Consider the following 18,751-nt stretch of genomic DNA (forward strand, 5'->3'; position numbering starts at 1 on the left):
GTGGGTGCGAACCCACTCTTTAATCGTATGTATGGAAACAGATTATATGGGGAGGTGGATGTATGGCAGCAAAGAATATCGAAGAGGCAGTTGAGGCTATGGCAGCTGAGCTTTTGGCCGGTCAAGATGTCGTGGAACTCGTTGATGTCGAGTACGTCAAAGAGCATACGGATTGGTATCTGCGCGTCTACATCGATAAAGACGGTGGTATTGATATCGAGGATTGTCAGGAGCTCAGCGAAAAGCTGGAAGCCGTTCTGGATGAGAAAAACACGATTCCGGACAGCTATATCCTAGAGGTATCGTCACCGGGAATTGACCGCGTACTGCGCAAGCCGCGCGATTATGAGCGTGAGCAGGGCAAGAAGGTTGATGTCTCCCTTTATGCTCCAATGGATGGTAAAAAGGAATTGACTGGAGTCCTGACTGGCTTTGATGGCAAAGCTATTACGCTGGACGATTCTACGGTCGTAGAACTTTCGAAGGCGGCGCAGATTCGCCTGCATATTGATTTTTAAGGCTGTAACCAAAGGCCTTTTATAATTGGGAGGATAAGATTTTGGCAAGAAAAACAACGAAAGCGAAGGATAATGGACAGGAGTTCCTGGAGACACTGCGTGAACTCGGTAAAGAAAAGGGCATCGATGAAGAGGTGCTGTTTGAAGCTATCGAGGCGGCTTTGATTTCTGCGTATAAGCGCAACTTCAGCTCGGCACAGAATGTCCGTGTAACGCTTTCTCGCGAGACGGGGCATTATCACGTATACGCGATCAAGACGGTTGTGGAGGACACGGAAGACGAAATTACGGAGATTTCGCTGGCTCAGGCTCGTACGATTCGCCCGGATTACGAGGTAGGCGACGTTATTGAGATTGAAGTAACGCCGGCAAACTTTGGCCGTATTGCTGCTCAGACGGCGAAGCAGGTTGTTGTTCAGCGCATTCGTGAGGCAGAACGCGGCATTATCTATGAGGAATTCCAGAGCCGCGAGAGCGATATCCTGACGGGTCTCGTGCAGCGCATTGAAAATCGCAACGTATTTATCGACCTCGGCAAGACGGAGGCCGTACTGACTCCGGCTGAGCAGATTCCGACGGAAAGCTACGAACATGGTGACCGCATCAAGGCTTATATCGTTGAAGTCAAAAAGACCAACAAAGGCCCGCAGATTGTCGTATCCCGTACGCATCCAGGTCTCTTGAAGCGTCTCTTTGAGCTCGAGGTACCGGAGATTCAGGAAGGTATCGTTGAAATCAAGTCGGTTGCCCGTGAGCCGGGAAATCGTTCGAAGATTGCGGTTTGGTCCAAAGATGAAGATGTCGATCCAGTTGGTTCCTGCGTCGGCCATCGCGGTATGCGCGTTCAGGCCATCGTCGACGAACTCGGCAGCGAGAAAATCGATATCGTTAAATGGAGCGAGGATCCGGCTAAGTTCATCGCCAATGCACTGAGCCCGGCCAAGGTCGTATCGGTAGCAGTCAACGAGGAGGAAAAGGTTTCCCGCGTTGTCGTTCCGGACTATCAGTTGTCGCTGGCTATTGGCAAAGAAGGACAGAATGCTCGTCTGGCTGCCAAACTTACGGGCTGGAAAATCGATATCAAGAGCGAGTCGCAGGCTGCCGATGAACAGCTCGATGCGAACATGAACGAAGTCGAGGTCGAGAGCGACGAGTCTTTCACAGCAGAGGGTGAATGATTTTGAAGACGAGGAAAATTCCGCAGCGGATGTGCCTGGGATGCCAGGAAAGTCATCCGAAAAAGGAACTTATTCGTATTGTACGCAGTCCGGAAGGCGAGTATTCCGTGGATACCACGGGCAAAAAAGCCGGCCGCGGTGCGTATATCTGTCCAAAGCAGGAATGCTTTGAGGCCGCACGCAAGAATCACGGCCTCGAGCGTTCCTTCAAGAATGCTATTGATCCTGCCGTCTATGAGGAACTCGAGCAGCAGCTGGAACGTCTTCAGGCGGTTCGGACAGAGGAATAACTATGGCATTTACAAAAGAACAGCGCATCACAAATCTTTTGAGCATGGCTCAGCGGGCGCGCCGGATTGTTTCTGGTGCCTTCGCGGTTGAGCAGGCAATGAAGAAAAAACAGGCAGTCTATCTCTTGATTGCCGCCGATGCAGCTGATGAATCAAAAAAGACTTATATAGGTTTAGCAAATAGATATGAGGTTCCTTATGCAGAAGGGCTTAACCGCGAGTTGCTGGGCACTTGTCTCGGAAAAGAATACCGGGCAGCAGCTGCACTGACCGATGCGGGATTTGCCAAGAAACTGCACCAGTTAATGGAGGAATCGCTATGATATAATCGGGGGTGGATCGATGTCCAAATACAGAGTTTTTGAATTGGCAAAAGAGTTCCATACGGAGAGCAAAGTTGTACTGGATATCTTGAAGAAAGGTAATTATAAAGTGGCAAATCATCTGAGCAGTGTTGGTGACGAAGAACGTAATGCAATCAAGAATCATTTCGAGAAGAAATCAGCACCAGCTGCTAAGAATCAGCCGAAGGCTGCACCGGAGAAGAAAGAGCAGCCCAAACAGGTAAATCATGCGGAGAAGCAGAACAATTCGCATAACAACAGCCACAACCATAACCATAATAATGGCGGCAATGGCGCCCATAACAATGGGGAACGCCGGACGGAAAGCAGCCAGAATCATGGGGGTAGTCACAATGGCGGTCATAACGATCGCAACGACCGTAATGACCGTAATGACCGCGGTGGCAAGAACCGTGGTGAGCGCAATGACCGCAACAATCGCAATGAGCGCAATAATCGCGGGGGCAACAACCGCAATAATCGCAACGACCGTAACGAGCGCAACAACCGTCGCAATGGCCGTAACAATCGCCGCGGCAACAATCAGCAGCAGGCACCAAAAGTCGAGATTGCTCGTCCGAAGCATATCAAACTGCCAGAGAGCATCGCAGTAAAAGACCTGGCGTCGAAGATGAGCTACACAGCGGCAGAAGTCGTCAAGAAGCTTTTCATGATGGGCGTTATGGCCACCATCAACCAGGAAATCGACTTTGATACGGCAGCACTCGTTGCTTCGGAGTTCGGCGTTACCTGTGAGGAATTGCCGCCAGATGTAGACCCGACGGAAATTCCGGAGATTGAGGACGATCCGAAGTCCTTGAAACTTCGTCCGCCGGTCGTAACGGTCATGGGTCACGTTGACCATGGTAAGACGTCGCTTCTCGACTGCATCCGCAATACGCATGTGCAGACGCACGAGGCTGGCGGTATCACGCAGCACATCGGTGCTTATCAGGTCAACTGCTCGGGCAAGAAGATCGTCTTCCTTGATACGCCGGGTCATGAGGCCTTCACGGCTATGCGTGCCCGCGGTGCGCAGATTACGGATATCGCGATCCTTGTAGTCGCTGCGGACGACGGTGTCATGCCGCAGACCATCGAGGCTATCAACCATGCGAAATCCGCTGAGGTTCCTATCATCGTGGCTATCAACAAGATTGATAAGCCGGGCGCAAATCCGGACCACGTCAAACAGGAACTCATGGAACATGGCCTCGTACCGGAGGAATACGGCGGGGATACCATCATGGTTCCGGTTTCGGCTAAGAAACAGATGGGTATTGATGATCTGCTCGAAAACGTCCTGCTCGTCGCCGAAGTCGAAGAGCTCAAGGCAAATCCGAACCGTGAAGCACGCGGTGTCATCATCGAGGCAAAACTCGATAAAGGCCGTGGTACGGTAGCAACGGTTCTTGTTCAGAGCGGTACGCTGCGCATCGGCGATTCCATCGTCTGCGGCACGACTTATGGTAAAGTCCGTGCGATGGTCGATGATCGCGGCAACAACGTCAAGAAGGCTGGTCCGTCGGTACCGGTCGAGATCCTCGGCCTCAACGATGTACCGGCTGCCGGCGATATCCTGGCTGTCCTCGAGGAGAAACAGGCCCGCAGCATTGCTGAGGCCCGCGTCGAGCGCGAGCGCAACCAGCTCATGAAGAGCAAGAAGGTTTCGCTGGATGCGCTGTTCCAGCAGATTCAGGAAGGCGAGATCAAAGATCTTAACATCGTGGTCAAGGCTGACGTTCAGGGTTCGGTTGAAGCACTTTGTGGTTCGCTCTTAAAACTCAACAAGAACGATGAGGTTCGCGTATCCATCGTTCATTCCGGTGTCGGTGCCGTAAATGAGTCTGATGTCATGCTCGCTTCGGCTGCTAATGCCATCATCATCGCCTTCAACGTCCGTCCGGACGCTAACGCCCGCAAGGTCGCTGACACGGAGGATGTCGATATCCGTACGTACCGTGTCATCTACGATGCGCTCAACGATGTCAAGGATGCTATGAGCGGCATGCTCAAGCCGAAATACAAAGAGGTCGTTCAGGGCCGTGTCGAAATCCGTCAGGTCATGAAGTTCTCGAAGGCACTCGTTGCTGGTTCTTATGTCCTCGAGGGCAAGATCTGCAACAATTCCAAGATTCGCATCATCCGCGACAACATCGAAGTGTTCGATGGCGAAATCGATTCGCTGCGCCGCTTCAAGGATGAGGTCAAGGAAGTCCGCGAAGGTTATGAGTGCGGTATTTCCATCGTTGACTTCCGTGATTTCAAGGAAGGCGACATCATCGAGGCTTACACGATGGAGGAGATTGCTACGTCTATCGCCGAGGCCAACAAAGCAGCTGCTGAGAAACGCAAGGCACAGGCAGAAGCTCGGAAAGAGATGGAAGATTGATAATTACAAGGAACAATAAAGGGGGCGTGTGCCGATGAGTCAGCTTCGAGTAGAAAAAGTTCAGGAGCTCATGAAACAGGAAATCAGTCAGATTATCCTGCAGGAATTAAAGGACCCGCGCATCGGGTTTGTGACGGTTACTTCCGTTGAATGCACGGGTGACCTCCGTGAAGCGAAAATCTACGTGAGCCTCATGGGCAGCGAGCAGCAGGTAAAGGATTGTTGGGCTGGACTTACGAGCAGTCTCGGGTTCATCCGCCGCGAAATCGGCAAACGTATCCGCCTGCGCTTCACGCCGGAGCTTTCCTTCGCCCTGGATAAATCGCTGGATTACAGTGCGCATATTCAGGAACTGCTGATAAAAATCAAAGCAGACGAGGAAGGAAAAGCGAATCCGACTGAGGAGCAATAATAATATATGAAAATTTCATTGAGGGAAACTGCGGCCAAGTTGTCCGCTGCGCAGAAGATTATCATCACAGCACATACGAATCCCGATGGGGATGCCATCGGTTCATCGCTGGGATTGATGCATTTTCTGCAAGAGCTTGGCAAACAGGCGCAGGTTCTCATCGATGATGATATCCCGGCAATATTTGATATGTTGCCGGGATATGAGCATATAGGGAAACCGGAAGAAGGCCAGACCATCGACGCCGATTTGTTGGTGGCGCTTGATGTAAGTCTTGACCGCATCGGCAAAGTCGGCGATGTGGTCAAGGCTCCGGTCCTAAATATCGATCATCACATAACGAATGACGATGTAGCCGATATGCTCTATCTCGATGGGACTTGTGCGGCTACCGCAGAAATAATCTATCAATTGGTCAAAGAGATGAAGGGAGCCTTTACGAAGGACTGTGCGATGTGCCTTTATACGGGATTGGCGACGGATTCCGGCTGGTTCCGCTATTCCAATACGACGCCAGCGACGATGCGTGCAGGCGCTGAGCTTTTGGCGGCAGGGGTCGAGCCGAATATCATCTCCGAAGGCCTGGAACGCCGACCCTATGAAAGCGTCAAGGGGCTGGCGGATGCACTGCAACACATGGAACTTTTTCAGGAAGGACGCGTTGTCGGCGTATTCCTGGATAATGCTACGCTGGAAACGATTGAGTCAAGTGAAGGCCTGGTCGATATGATTCGCACCATTGAGGGCACGGAGCTTGCGGTGGTACTCAAAGAGAAGGAAAAAGACTTCTGCCGTGTCAGCATGCGCTCGAAGGGACTCGATGTCACGAAGATTGCCACGCAGTTCGGCGGTGGTGGTCATGTTCGCGCAGCTGGCTGCGCCATTCAAAAGCCCTTTGCCGAAGCCAAGGCTGAACTTTTGGCGGCAATTGCTGCCGCTCTGGAGCAGCGGGCATGACGGAGAGAAGACCGGAAATTCCGGTGAATCTCGAAATCGGCGGTTTTTTGAATATCCTAAAGCCGCCAGGCATGAGTTCTCATGATGTTATCGGCTTCGTGCGGCGCGTGCTTCATGTGAAGCGCGTTGGCCATGCGGGGACGCTGGATCCGGCAGCCGCTGGTGTCCTGCCCATCGCCGTGGGTCAGTCTGCCCGTTTGATTGAATACCTCGAATTGGCTGATAAAACCTATCGGGCTGAGGTGAAATTGGGCTTTGCCACGGACAGTGGGGATGACACGGGGGAAATCATCGAATCCATGACGGATTTTGCCATGCCGACCGCGGACCAAATTCGCGCGGTGCTGGAAAAGTTTACGGGCCGCATCACGCAGGTACCGCCTGCGCATTCGGCCATCAAGATTAACGGACGCCGCGCCTGTGACTTAATACGCGAGGGAAAATCGGTGGAGATACCGTCTCGTACGGTCACGATTCATCGGTTAGAACTTTTAGCGCAGCGTGCGGATACGATCCTCATCGATACGGATTGTTCCAAAGGCACCTATATTCGCAGTCTCTGTACCGATATCGGTGCCGCGTTGGGAATCCCTGCCACGATGGCTTTTCTCGTACGCCGCCGCGTGGGGGATTTCCAGCTGGCCGATGCGTTGACGCTGGAAGAATTTCAGGAAAAGGGAGCAAGTGCGCTCTTGGACCCGGCCCAATTCCTGAGCCATTTGGAGCGTTACGATTTGAATCCCTTGCGCGAAAAGGCCTTTGGCAATGGCCTTTCAACCGGGGTGCGTCAACATGTTCCCACGAGTGATACCTTGAAAGTATATGCAAACGATCGATTCATTGGAATTGGCCGGTTTGACCGGTCAAACATGGAAGTCGTTCCCGTTAAGGTTTTTAGAAAATGACTAAGGGGTTGTGAAAAAACATAAATGCTTTTTCGTAAAGGCTGAAGTGTTTTTTCACAGCCTCTTTTTTGTTGCCATAAACAGGAAATCTTTTATTTTTGTCTAATTGTCTATTGTAAGAAATAGAAGGATGGCACGAAGAATTCTATTGCGATGGGATGGTCTGAATTATGGAAAAGTTTAACGGGAAAATCGAAAAGACCAGTGACAGTTTCTTGAATATGCTTGCAAATGAGAATCCCTTTGAGGTGCTTTATACGGCGCGTAATTCGGGTAAATGGAAGATAAGTTATGACGCGCAAGGCCAGATTGCCAAGATGTCCTGGAATGACTCGTTTAAAGCCATGCTAGGCTATAAAGATGATGTGGAATTTACGCAGGTCATGTCGCATTGGCTCGATTATGTCTTACCGGAAGACCGCGGGCGCATTTTTAAGCATGTCGATGAAGTCGATAAATGTCAGGAAGATGGCGCCGTTTTTCATATCGAATTTCGCATGTGGCGCAAGGACAACGTGGCACGCTGGTTTCATATCGCCGTGCGCAAACTTCGTGATAAAGACGGAGTCCCGTGGCAAGCCGTAGGAATCATGACCGATGTTACGGAACAAAAACAGGTTGAATTGCAACGGCAAATGTATAGAGTGCTGGCACAGGAGTTTTTGACCACTTATATCATCGATGCCTTAAATCATACCATACGCGTCGTCCGCAACGATGGCAAAGCCGAAAATGCCAACGAAGAGCTGGCGGCATTCGATGGCGGTTCTTATGAGGAATTCCTCGAAAATTTATGCGAAAAATATATCGTTCCGGAGGATCGCGCTTGGATAAAACGTGATGTTTCCATAGACTCCTTGATGAAAAAAACGCAAGCGGGCAATTTATACCATGTGAATTTTATGCTGGTCGATGAATGCAATCGGCGTTGTTATTATCAAGGAACGTATTCACGGATCATTGATGAAAATGGCAATGTTGCTTTTTTCTATGGCTGCCGTGATGTCAGTGAGATTGTCGAGAAGGAGCGGCAAAAGCAGGACGAGATACAGGAGCGGCGCCGGCAGCTGGCCGAAGCCTACGAGACCCAGGAAGCCCAGCTCGAAGAAATCCGTGTGCTCAACGACGAGTTGGAAATTGCCAAAGATGCCGCCAATGCGGCCAACAAAGCCAAGACGGCGTTCCTATTCAATATGTCGCACGATATCCGCACGCCGATGAATGCCATTATCGGTTTCACGAATCTCATCGAAAAAAATCTGGACAATCCAGAACAGGTGCGGGAGTATCTGAAAAAAATACAGGCATCCAACGAGTTCTTGCTGTCGCTTATCAATAACGTACTCGAAATGGCTCGGATTGAAAGCGGCAAGACGACGATTGATGAATCCTACGGCAATGCCCGCGAGATCTATCAGGCCATTTGCTCGGTTTTTGAGACGCAGATGCGGGAAAAGGACCTCCATTTTTCGCATACGCTTGATGTCGAGCATGAAGACTTGCTGGTCGATTTCACCAAGTTCCGCGAAATCATGCTGAACCTTTTGAGCAATGCCTATAAATACACGCCAGCTGGTGGCAGCGTCTCGATGGATATCCGCGAGATTCCCTCAGTGAAAGCGGGGGTGGCGTACTATCAGGTCACGATTGCCGATACGGGAATGGGCATGCCAGAAGAATTCCTGCCGCATCTTTATGAAGCGTTTACGCGCGAGAAAACGACAACGCAGAGCGGCATCATGGGGACGGGCCTTGGCATGATGATTGTCAAGGAACTCGTGGATTTATTGGGCGGAACGATCGAAGTATCCAGCAAACTAGGGAAGGGAACTACGTTTGTCGTTACGTTCCCCTTTCGCATCGCGGAGCGCTTAGTTCACACAGGCAAACAGGAGAATACGGTTCGGGATTATGCGAAATTCCAGGGCATGCGTATCCTCTTAGCGGAAGACAATGAGCTCAATGCGGAAATCGCCATGGCGATTCTGAGTGATAAAGGATTCGAGGTGGAGCATGCAGCGGATGGTGAAGCTGCCGTCGCTATGATGACCGCGGCAGCAGAAGGGCAGTATGACTTGGTTCTCATGGATATTCAGATGCCAAAGCTCAATGGCTATGAGGCAACGCGCCGGATTCGAAAGCTGGCGAATCCCTATCAAGCGGAAATTCCTATTATTGCGATGACGGCCAATGCCTTTGATGAAGACAAGCACCGCACGGTGCTGGCGGGAATGAACGCCCATGTGCCCAAACCCTTTGACGTCGATAAACTCTACGATACGATCGAGGAGGTTCTGCTCGAGAAAGACCGTTACGTTCATCACGATGCCCTGGAAACCTTTCGGGAGAAATACCAGCAGCTTGGCTGTTTATGCGGCTTTTTTGTTTATCGGGCTGGTTTTGATGAACAGATCATTTATGCGGATGCGGATACCGCTGCTATTTTTGGCTGTTCGACGATAGCCGAATTTATGCAGTTTGTCGGTGGTTCCTTCAAAACAATGGTTCATGTAGAAGATATCTTTGCCGTGCAGCAAGCGATTGAGGAACAACAGCAGGAGTCTAGTGACAACCTCGATTACATCGACTATGACATCATCCGCAAGGACGGTGTCATCCGGCATGTGGCCGATGTGGGATATAAGGTGTTTAATGGAACCGAATATGTCTATTACGTTTACTTAGCTGATGTGACGGAATTAAACATAGACTGACAGAACGCCATAAGTGTAGTATAATATACCGATGAAAAATTCTTTATAAACAGGTGATATCATGAAAATATACTCGAAGCTGACCGCTTTGAGCAAGGAATACCAAAATATTGTCGTGGCGTTAGGCATGTTTGATGGCGTTCACATCGGACATCAGAGCATCATTTGCCGGGCCGTAGAGCTGGCAAAAGAGATCAAGGGAACCGCGGTGGTTTTTACCTTCAGCAATCATCCGATGTCGGTCATTGCTCCTGTGGCGCTGCCGAAACAAATTGGCAACAATCTGCTTCGGCAGCGTCGTCTGTCGGAGCTTGGCGTCGACGTGCTCGTTTCGATTCCGTTTACGAAGGACTTCGCCGCCAAAAGCCCCGAGGAATTCCTCGCGATGCTAAAAACGTATTTTGCGCCGCGGTATGTGGTAACAGGGCCTAATTATACCTTTGGCTCGAAGGGAAAGGGAACCCAGCGCCAGCTGCTTCGGGAGGGCAAAGACTACGGATTTCAGGCAGAAGTATGCCAGGCAATCCTGCGGGACGGAAGACCTGTCAGCAGTACGCGCATCCGCGCGCTGATCGATTTGGGGCATCTTGAAGAAACAAACGATTTTCTCGGCTATCCCTTCACGGTGGTTGACCGCGTGATTCATGGCGACAAGCGGGGACGGACGCTGGGCTTTCCTACCGCGAATCTGGCCATTCCTGACGAGCGGGTCATGCTTCCCCATGGTGTTTACGCCTGTGAGGTAGTTTATGAAGGCAAACACTACGCTGGTCTTGCCAACATCGGCAATAATCCAACCTTTGAGGGCTGCAACTGCCGGCTGGAGGTAAACATCCAGGACTTCAACCAGAATATCTATGATAAAGTGATTGAAGTGAGATTCCTAGGCAAGCTGCGCGACGAGAAAAAATTCCAGGGAATCGATGCCTTAGTGGCGCAAATGCATCGAGACAAAGAAAATGCGCGGAAGTATTGGCGTGAAATCTTATAATTTGGTTTTAGGCATTTACAAAGTCCGTGTATTTATGCTATACTAGCAAAAGGTGGTTTTTCACCACAGGACCTCAGCTCAGCTTGCGAAGTTCTCCGACGCACCCTTAGCTGATGGCTAATATTTTATTTATAGGAGGAGTTTTCACATGTTAACTCAGGAAGCAAAACAGGAAATCATGCAGAAGTATGCCGTTCACGAGGGTGACACGGGTTCGCCGGAAGTACAGATCGCTGTTCTCACGGCTCGCATCCAGTACCTCACGGACCATCTGAAGGAGCACAAAAAGGATCATCATTCCCGTCGTGGCCTGCTGAAAATGGTTGGTCATCGTCGCCGTCTCCTCAGCTACCTCTACAAGACGGACATCGAGCGTTATCGTTCCATCATCGCTAAGCTCGGCATCCGCGCTACGATTGGCTAATAACAGGCGATTCCTGATAAAAAAGCGGGTTTTATCCCGCTTTTTTTACTTTACCATAAAGGATTATTCCCAAATACGTCGAACATGATACATTACGTTGGAAATAATTATCGTACTAACATACTAGGAGGAATAGATTCATGCAGAGTTTCGAAATGGAACTGGGGGGCCGCAAGCTCGTCATTGAGAACGGAAAAATGGCGAAACAGGCAAATGGTGCGGTACTGGTTCGCTACGGCGATACGGTCGTGCTGGTTACGGCTACGGCATCCGCTGAACCGCGCGAGGGCGTAGACTTCTTCCCGCTGACGGTTGATTATGAGGAAAAGATGTATGCAGCGGGCAAGATTCCGGGCGGCTTCATCAAACGCGAAGGCCGTCCGTCAAGCGATGCCATTCTCTGCGCTCGTTTGATTGACCGTCCGATTCGTCCGCTCTTCCCGAAAGGCTTCCGCAACGACGTACAGATTGTTGCTACGGTTCTGTCGGTAGAGCAGGACAATGCGCCAGAACTTGCTGCTATGATTGGTGCCTCGGCAGCCTTGACGGTTTCGGATATCCCGTTCATGGGCCCGATTGCCGGCGTCCGCGTTGGCCGCGTAAACGATGAATTCGTCATCAACCCGACGGAGGAGCAGCGCAAGGTTTCGACGCTGAACCTTACGGTGGCTGGCTCGAAAGATGCCGTCATGATGGTTGAGGCTGGTGCCAACGAACTGCCGGAGGATGTCATCCTTGACGCTATCCTCTACGGACACAAAGAAATCCAGCGCATCGTCGCCTGGCAGGAAGAGATTCAGCAGGCTTGCGGCAAAGAAAAACGCGAAGTCAAGCTGTTCACGGTTCCCGAAGAACTCGAAAAAGCCATCAGCGACTATGCCAAAGATCGTCTCGACGAAGCAACGCGCAATCCCGACAAACTCGACCGCGATGCGCATATCGCCGACATCAACGCCGATGTCATGGAGCATTTCCTCGTCGACTATCCGGAAATGGATAAAGAGATTGCCATGGCTCTGCATGACCTCGAAAAATCCATCGTCCGTCATATGATTACGCACGAGAAGATTCGTCCGGACGGCCGTGAGGTCGAAGAAGTACGTCCGGTAAGCTGCGAAGTTGGCCTGTTGCCGCGCACGCATGGCTCCGGTCTCTTTACCCGTGGCCAGACGCAGGTGCTCACGGTTACGACGCTGGGCTCGCTCGGCGATGAGCAGATTATCGATGGCCTTGGACCTGAGACAAAGAAACACTACATCCATCACTATAACTTCCCAGGCTACTCGGTCGGTGAAGCTAAGCCAATCCGCAGCCCGGGCCGTCGCGAAATTGGCCATGGTGCGTTGGCTGAGCGCGCACTCGTACCGGTTATCCCGTCCACGGAAGAATTCCCGTATACGATTCGCCTCGTATCGGAAATCCTCGAGTCCAACGGCTCAAGCTCCATGGGCTCGGTCTGCGGCTCCACGCTGTCGCTGATGAACGCCGGCGTGCCCATCAAACGTCCGGTCTCGGGCGTCGCTATGGGCCTCGTTAAAGAGGGCGATGCCTACACGATTCTCACCGATATCCAGGGCATGGAAGATGCTCTCGGCGATATGGACTTCAAGGTCGCTGGTACGACCGAAGGTGTCACGGCAATCCAGATGGATATCAAAGTTGCCGGCATTGACCGCAATATCCTCTCGTCGGCCCTGCAGCAGGCAAAACGCGGCCGTGCGTTCATCCTCGGCAAGATGCTCGAGTGCATCGCTGAACCGGCTGCTGACCTCTCGCCGTATGCACCGCGCGTTGAGACGATCAAGATCAAAGTCGACAAGATTCGCGACGTCATCGGTACGGGCGGCAAAGTCGTCAAGAAAATCATCGATGAGACCGGTGTCGAAATCGACATCCACGAAGATGGCAATATCTTCATTTCCTCCGTTGATGCTGAGGGCATGAAGAAGGCAAAACAGATGATTGAAGACATTGTCCGCGAAGTCGAAGTCGGTGAGATCTACACGGGCAAAGTAACGCGTTTGATGAAATTCGGTGCGTTCGTCGAAGTGCTGCCGGGCAAGGAAGGACTCTGCCACATCTCGCAGCTTTCGAACCATCGTGTCGAAAAAGTCGAAGACGTCGTCCAGATTGGCGACCAGCTGCAGGTCAAAGTCGTTGAAATCGACGACAAAGGCCGCGTAAACCTCAGTCATAAGGCTTGTCTCTAAGATAATATAATAAAAATTCGCAGATTCAATATGATTCTGCGAATTTTTATTATATGGAAGACATGGAGAAGGATTTGATGATAAGACTCATTTTGAATCTTGCTAAATGATATTTCAAGGAGAAAAAAGGATGAGAATATTATTTTGCAATATCTCATGGATGCGATGGTATAAAGGATTCCGCTATACATTTATTCGGTTTGATGATGTGGAGATGATAGTATGATTAACAGAGATGAGTTTCGGTCTATTGAATTTGAATCGCATGGCATTATCGATATGCCCCAGCAATCCGCATGTCGTGTTCCCAAAGGATTTCAGCCAATGCAGAATCAGAAAGAATTAGCTTTTAAAATAGGAAATATTGTACAAGAATATAAAGCGAAGTATCAAGAAGAACATCCGGGCAGATGCAGTCAATATGCTTTAGTGGAAAAAGCATGTGATATTCCAATTGATACCATAAAAAGGTTAATCACAGGCCGAACTCGCGTGACACGTACGCAATTAGCAAAGCTGTGTGTGGGTTTGAAATTACCTATTGAGAATGCTGATAGGCTGTTTTTCATGCAAGGGGGATTATTAAATCTCAGCAACGATTTCGATTATATCGTTTACCATGCATTGGCGGATGGTGATGATATATATTCCTTTATTGGAGAGGTACGAGAATATACGAAAGTAAGAATTTCAGATGGAACTTGACAAAACAGGGGGGATAGTTCTCCCTGTTTTTCGTGTTATGCAAACCTTATACTTAAAGCATCAACAGGAAAACCATTTAGGGAAGAAAGGATTGAAGCGAAATGAAAATTTTATTTTGTAACATTGCTTGGATGAAATGGTATAAGGGGTATCGCAATAACGATATTCCGGTAAATGGTGGTTCTTATGTGAAACAGACACGACAGGGAGAGGAAAATGACAACTTTTGGCCGGTGGTAAATGCTTCGCCTACAATCGAATGGGATGATGGAACGGTAGTAAGTCTTCCACAAGGTGATATTTGCATGGGATTTGTGGAGACTGGTCACACTAACGGAAAATCACGACAGTTATGCATAGAAAAAATACAGGATTGTGCAGGATATAAAAATGCGCCATATGTAGAGGATGTATTGGTAATATTTTGTGCAACTAGGGTTGGGGATAAACATCCAGTTGTAGTAGGTTGGTACAATCATGCGATGGTATTACGTAATTATGTAGAATATGGTATGGAGGATGGTTCGGTCCTTTGGAAAAATATTATATGCAAGGCGGAAGATGCTGTGCTTTTGCCTGTAAATGAACGCAAGTGGCGTGTCCCAAGAGCCACAAAGGAAAAGTATGGTTTTGGCCGTTCGAATATTTGGTATGCGGATTACAGTCAGTCGGAAAAGGTAAAACCATGGGTAGAGGATATCTACGATAAGATTATTAAATATGATGGCAAAAATATTCTTTATGAAGAAAATGTATGTGCAGGGGAGTGAATAGAAGATGGCAGCTAATAATAAATTTTCATGGGAGAATTTTACAGAGGAGTTTCTGTTGGCGGTGGTCTATCATGAAGCAACGCCAACAGAATACCAACCTTTTCAAAAAACCTCGGATAAAGCAATGCTAGTGGCTTCGATGAATATGATAGCAGAATGCCCAAATTATAAATTCGTTCGCACTTATCGTGCGGAGATTGAGACTTATATTTTGGATAGAAATCCAGTTATGGCCAAGGCTGTATTGAAGAGAATCACGCATGTTCGTTCTACAAATTCACGTGTGGTTATGGAGGAATTGAAAAAGGCACCATCAAGTGCGCCGCTTTTGGATTCTTATAGTATTGCTTTGTTTGATGTAGGAACTGGTGATGTGAAATTGGACTATTATTCGCTCTATCGTATCCCTATTTCCATAGACCTAAGAAAAACGATCTATAACGATGTTCCTCTCTATGATTTCCAGCAGAAGGCCATTAATGCCTTGAATGAAAATATTAATGTAGATGGTCCGGCTGCAGGATTGCTGGTTATGCCGACAGGCAGTGGCAAAACGCGTACAGCGACATATTTTCTTTTGCGGGATATGATTAGTCAAGGATATCAGGTGGTATGGCTTACTCATCGCCATATGTTGGTTGATCAAGCAGCAGATGCTTTCTTGAATGCATATCCACTCATTAAGAAAAAGAATCCTAAAGCTAAGATGTTTAACATGATTTGCATATCTGGTCAGCATAGTTCTATTCGGAAGGCTGAGAAAACTGATAATGTCATTATTGTGAGTGTCCAGTCTGGTTTTCGTAATCTGGAATACATAGAGCCGGTTCTTTCGCGAAAGGTTATCGTTGTAATTGATGAGGCACATCATGCGGTGGCACGTTCCTATCAGCGTGTGCTAGACTTCATTCGACGCAAGCGCAGAAACATGAAACTCTTGGGGCTTACGGCAACGCCAATCCGCAGTAACGATAGAAGCAGTAAGCGACTGATGGAAGTATTTAATGAAAAAATTATTTATAGTATTTCGATGAGTAAGCTCATCAGCCAAAAAGTTTTGTCAGACCCGCATTTTGAACGAGTGGAAACTGCTGTGAATTTTGAGCCACAAATCAATGTGGATGAAGCAAAGTTAATCAAGCGCTTTGGCGAGCTGCCGGCAACACTGATTGACCGAGTAGCAAAGTCAGCAAAACGTAATAAGGTCATTGTTGATACGTACATGAAAAAAAGGGAGCAGTATGGTAAAACCTTGATATTTGCTTTAAATATCGAACATTGCTATACCTTATGCAAAGATTTGCGAAAAAAAGGTGTAAAGTGTGATTACATCTATTCTGGCCGCGATGATAATGCTAGAATTATCAAAGAGTTTCAGAACGGAGATTTGGATGTTTTGGTGAATATCAATATCCTCACGGAAGGCAGCGATGTTCCTAAGATTCAGACCGTATTTTTGACTCGTCCAACTCAGAGCGAAGGCTTGCTGGTACAAATGATAGGCCGTGGGCTCAGAGGTCCGAAGGCCCATGGGACTGCTACTGCTAACATCGTGGATTTTTGTGATAAATGGAATGTCTTTAATAAATGGTTAAATCCAGAGTTTATTATTCCCGATGCAACCAGCGAGGAAAAAGAGCAGAAATCTAAGAAGGTAGAGTTGCTTCGATTCCCAGTGGAGGCAATCGGAGCAATTTATCGGGATATCAAGTATGTGGGTGATAGCAGTATGAGTTCATGGTTGTCGCTTCCTTGTGGTTGGTATACCTGTAAGTCAGAGGATGGGGAACAGGATGTTCTTGTCTTCGATGAACAGCAGGATGGATATGAAAATCTGGCCAAAATGCTTGAGGGGAAAGATGCCACATCGTTTGAATCTGATGTAGTAGCTATAATGAACAAGTTCTTTGGTGGATTCTATATGCCGCCACACTATCACGATTTGGAACTGTTCTATAGCCACTGGAAATCAACAAACACAATTCCAGCGTACCATGAATTTGATGAACGTGACGCTATTGATATTTGTGAAGTTGCTAAAAATATGCTGGCAGAAAATATAGGTGTAGCAGATGTGAGGCAATATGTACAGAATGCTTATACGCGGCATTCATCCATAATCGATAGTATTTATGGTGGGTTCGAGTCATATTTAAAACAGGTGAGAGATTGCTTATCGGATGATGCTCAGGTTAATGCTCGCAATACACCTATAGAACTCATGCCTGTGGAAAACATTCCGTTCGATCGAACTCCGTATTATGACTTGCAGGAGCTATATCGAGAAGTTTGCCAAGAACGATTTGGTGGTACGTACGAAGGCATTGAATCCGTTGCGTGGACAGATAAGGCATATACCAGTTATTATGGTCAATACTATATCGGTGGACATATCCGAATTAACTGTCTGCTAAATTCAAAGGATGTTCCGAGAGAAGTCATAAAATACGTGCTTTATCATGAAATGTTGCATCGTGATAATTTGTTACACGACAAAGATTTCCGAGAAAAGGAACATAAATATCCAGATTATGTAAAATGGGATAGATTTCTTGATAATACGATGGGAAAATTTGACTTTACATTGTGATGTTGTTTATGTAGAAAAAGATAAATAGTATCGTCTGTAGAGACCAGAAACGGCCCTACATCCTTATTCGCTAAGGATGTAGGGCCGTTTTTTGTCTCAAAAAGTGTACTTTTTGAGACAGTACATTCACAAACTTCATTATAACAAAAGGCGCTACAAATGTCCATTTTTCAATGCTTTTTGTGTACGGATTGATAGGTTTTGAGATTATTCCAATGGATTTAGGACGATTTTCCCTATTTATCAAAAGGTACACTTTTTGATAAACCTAGCACTTATTCATAGATGTATAAACTACATGAAAATAAAACGTAGGAAAAGGAGCAGCGTAACGATATGGAAAACGAAGAGAGCATTGACCTGGGAAGACTCATGCAGATCATGCTGGAGCAAAAGAAGGTAGTAGGGGGCATCGTCGCCGGCTGTACGGCACTGGCGATTGGTACGGCATTTATCTTGCCGAAACAATACGAATCGACAACCCTCGTCCAGACGCGCAGCGCGGGTAAGGACATCGGTGGTGCGGTTGCCATGGCTGCCGCTATGGGGATAAACATTGGTGGCAGCAGCTCCAATGCTTCGCCGCTCAATTACATCGAGCTGATGAAAAGCCGCCGGGTTCTCGAACCAATCATCGATGAAATCGAGTGGCCGGATGATAAGAAACCGGATGCAAAGGCCTTTGCCAAGAAGAACCTCAAAATCGAGAATACCAAGCAGACCAACCTCATCACGGTAACGGCAACTGGCCGTACGCCGGAAGAAGCGCAGCTGATTTCCCAGGGTGTTGTGGATAACTTCCTCACGATGCAGACGGAGAACAGCCAGCAGACACAGAGCCTCTTGGTAACCTTCCTCAACGACCGTATCGAAAATGCCAAACAGGAAGCTGACGATGCCGCAGCAAAACTGGCTGCTTTCCAGAAAGAGCATAAGCTCTATAGTCCCAGTGACCAGGCAAAACTCGCTATCGAACAGTTAAACGCCTATGACAAAACCATCGGTGAAATGCAGGTAGCGCAGAAATCGGCCCAGGCTCAGTACGACGTCGCTACCCAGAAACTCGGGGAGCAGAAAGCCGGAGCTGCCAGCTACAACATCAACGATAACAGCACCGTCCAGAGCATCCGTGCGCAGATTGTCGCGAAGGAAGTCGAACTCGTCGGCCTACGGCAGAAATATACCGACAATCATCCGTCCGTTATCGCAGCGCAGCGTCAGCTGACTCAGCTGAGTCAGTCGTTATCCGATGAAGTCGGTGCCGTCGTGAACTCCAACGCCGCCAGCCTCAACAGCGCTCAGATGGAACTGTTAAAGAACCAGGCGGTAGCTCAGGCACAGGCTAGTG

At 48.5% G+C, this 18,751-nt stretch carries 16 protein-coding genes; all 16 read left to right on the top strand.

Translation table 11 applies throughout. From position 1 onward, the window contains the following. The first annotated feature begins 62 nt into the window (after positions 1-62). Entirely contained in the window at positions 63-518 is a 456-nt protein-coding gene (gene rimP, locus T504_RS0101460) for a ribosome maturation factor RimP (protein ID WP_033169241.1), read from the top strand. Positions 519-559: 41 nt separating this feature from the next. Continuing rightward, positions 560-1,696, top strand: coding sequence for a transcription termination factor NusA (gene nusA / locus T504_RS0101465; RefSeq protein ID WP_033169242.1), 1,137 nt, complete (start codon positions 560-562; stop codon positions 1,694-1,696). Further along, positions 1,693-1,986 carry an RNase P modulator RnpM gene (gene rnpM, locus T504_RS0101470; protein ID WP_304412678.1) on the top strand — a complete coding sequence of 98 codons (294 nt, stop codon included), beginning with the start codon at positions 1,693-1,695 and terminating at the stop codon, positions 1,984-1,986. The genes nusA and rnpM overlap by 4 nt, the downstream gene beginning before the upstream one ends. Before the next feature lie 2 nt (positions 1,987-1,988). Continuing rightward, positions 1,989-2,309 carry a L7Ae/L30e/S12e/Gadd45 family ribosomal protein gene (locus tag T504_RS0101475; RefSeq protein ID WP_033169243.1) on the top strand — a complete coding sequence of 107 codons (321 nt, stop codon included), beginning with the start codon at positions 1,989-1,991 and terminating at the stop codon, positions 2,307-2,309. A 19-nt stretch (positions 2,310-2,328) separates the two neighbouring features. Further along, positions 2,329-4,722, top strand: coding sequence for a translation initiation factor IF-2 (gene infB, locus T504_RS0101480; protein ID WP_033169244.1), 2,394 nt, complete (start codon positions 2,329-2,331; stop codon positions 4,720-4,722). Positions 4,723-4,756: 34 nt separating this feature from the next. Beyond that, on the top strand, positions 4,757-5,134 hold the full coding sequence (rbfA, locus tag T504_RS0101485; RefSeq protein ID WP_033169245.1) for a 30S ribosome-binding factor RbfA: 378 nt from the start codon (positions 4,757-4,759) through the stop codon (positions 5,132-5,134). A gap of 6 nt (positions 5,135-5,140) precedes the next feature. Then, the gene (locus T504_RS0101490; RefSeq protein WP_033169246.1) at positions 5,141-6,091 is read left to right on the top strand and encodes a DHH family phosphoesterase; all 951 of its coding nucleotides are present in this window, start codon (positions 5,141-5,143) and stop codon (positions 6,089-6,091) included. After that, a complete protein-coding gene (gene truB / locus T504_RS0101495; protein WP_231473838.1) occupies positions 6,088-6,996 on the top strand; it encodes a tRNA pseudouridine(55) synthase TruB in 909 nt (302 codons plus the stop codon). Before T504_RS0101490 ends, truB begins: the two co-directional genes overlap by 4 nt. Positions 6,997-7,166: 170 nt before the next feature. Then, positions 7,167-9,710, top strand: coding sequence for a hybrid sensor histidine kinase/response regulator (locus tag T504_RS13720; protein WP_051635126.1), 2,544 nt, complete (start codon positions 7,167-7,169; stop codon positions 9,708-9,710). A 61-nt stretch (positions 9,711-9,771) separates the two neighbouring features. Continuing rightward, positions 9,772-10,701, top strand: coding sequence for a bifunctional riboflavin kinase/FAD synthetase (locus tag T504_RS0101505; protein WP_033169247.1), 930 nt, complete (start codon positions 9,772-9,774; stop codon positions 10,699-10,701). Between the two features lie 148 nt (positions 10,702-10,849). Then, positions 10,850-11,125, top strand: coding sequence for a 30S ribosomal protein S15 (gene rpsO, locus T504_RS0101510; RefSeq protein WP_033169248.1), 276 nt, complete (start codon positions 10,850-10,852; stop codon positions 11,123-11,125). A 140-nt stretch (positions 11,126-11,265) separates the two neighbouring features. Continuing rightward, positions 11,266-13,335: a polyribonucleotide nucleotidyltransferase gene (locus T504_RS0101515; RefSeq protein ID WP_033169249.1), complete on the top strand. Its 2,070-nt coding sequence runs from the start codon at positions 11,266-11,268 to the stop codon at positions 13,333-13,335. A 222-nt stretch (positions 13,336-13,557) separates the two neighbouring features. Continuing rightward, on the top strand, positions 13,558-14,040 hold the full coding sequence (locus tag T504_RS0101520; RefSeq protein WP_033169250.1) for a helix-turn-helix domain-containing protein: 483 nt from the start codon (positions 13,558-13,560) through the stop codon (positions 14,038-14,040). A 101-nt stretch (positions 14,041-14,141) separates the two neighbouring features. Beyond that, a complete protein-coding gene (locus T504_RS0101525) occupies positions 14,142-14,810 on the top strand; it encodes a hypothetical protein (RefSeq protein WP_033169251.1) in 669 nt (222 codons plus the stop codon). A gap of 7 nt (positions 14,811-14,817) precedes the next feature. Beyond that, the gene (locus T504_RS0101530) at positions 14,818-17,403 is read left to right on the top strand and encodes a DEAD/DEAH box helicase (RefSeq protein ID WP_033169252.1); all 2,586 of its coding nucleotides are present in this window, start codon (positions 14,818-14,820) and stop codon (positions 17,401-17,403) included. Positions 17,404-17,739: 336 nt separating this feature from the next. After that, on the top strand, positions 17,740-18,751 hold a 1,012-nt coding region (locus tag T504_RS0101535; protein WP_033169253.1), incomplete at its 3' end, for a GumC family protein.

This window comes from Selenomonas sp. ND2010, from assembly GCF_000702005.1.
Taxonomy (GTDB): domain Bacteria; phylum Bacillota; class Negativicutes; order Selenomonadales; family Selenomonadaceae; genus Selenomonas_A.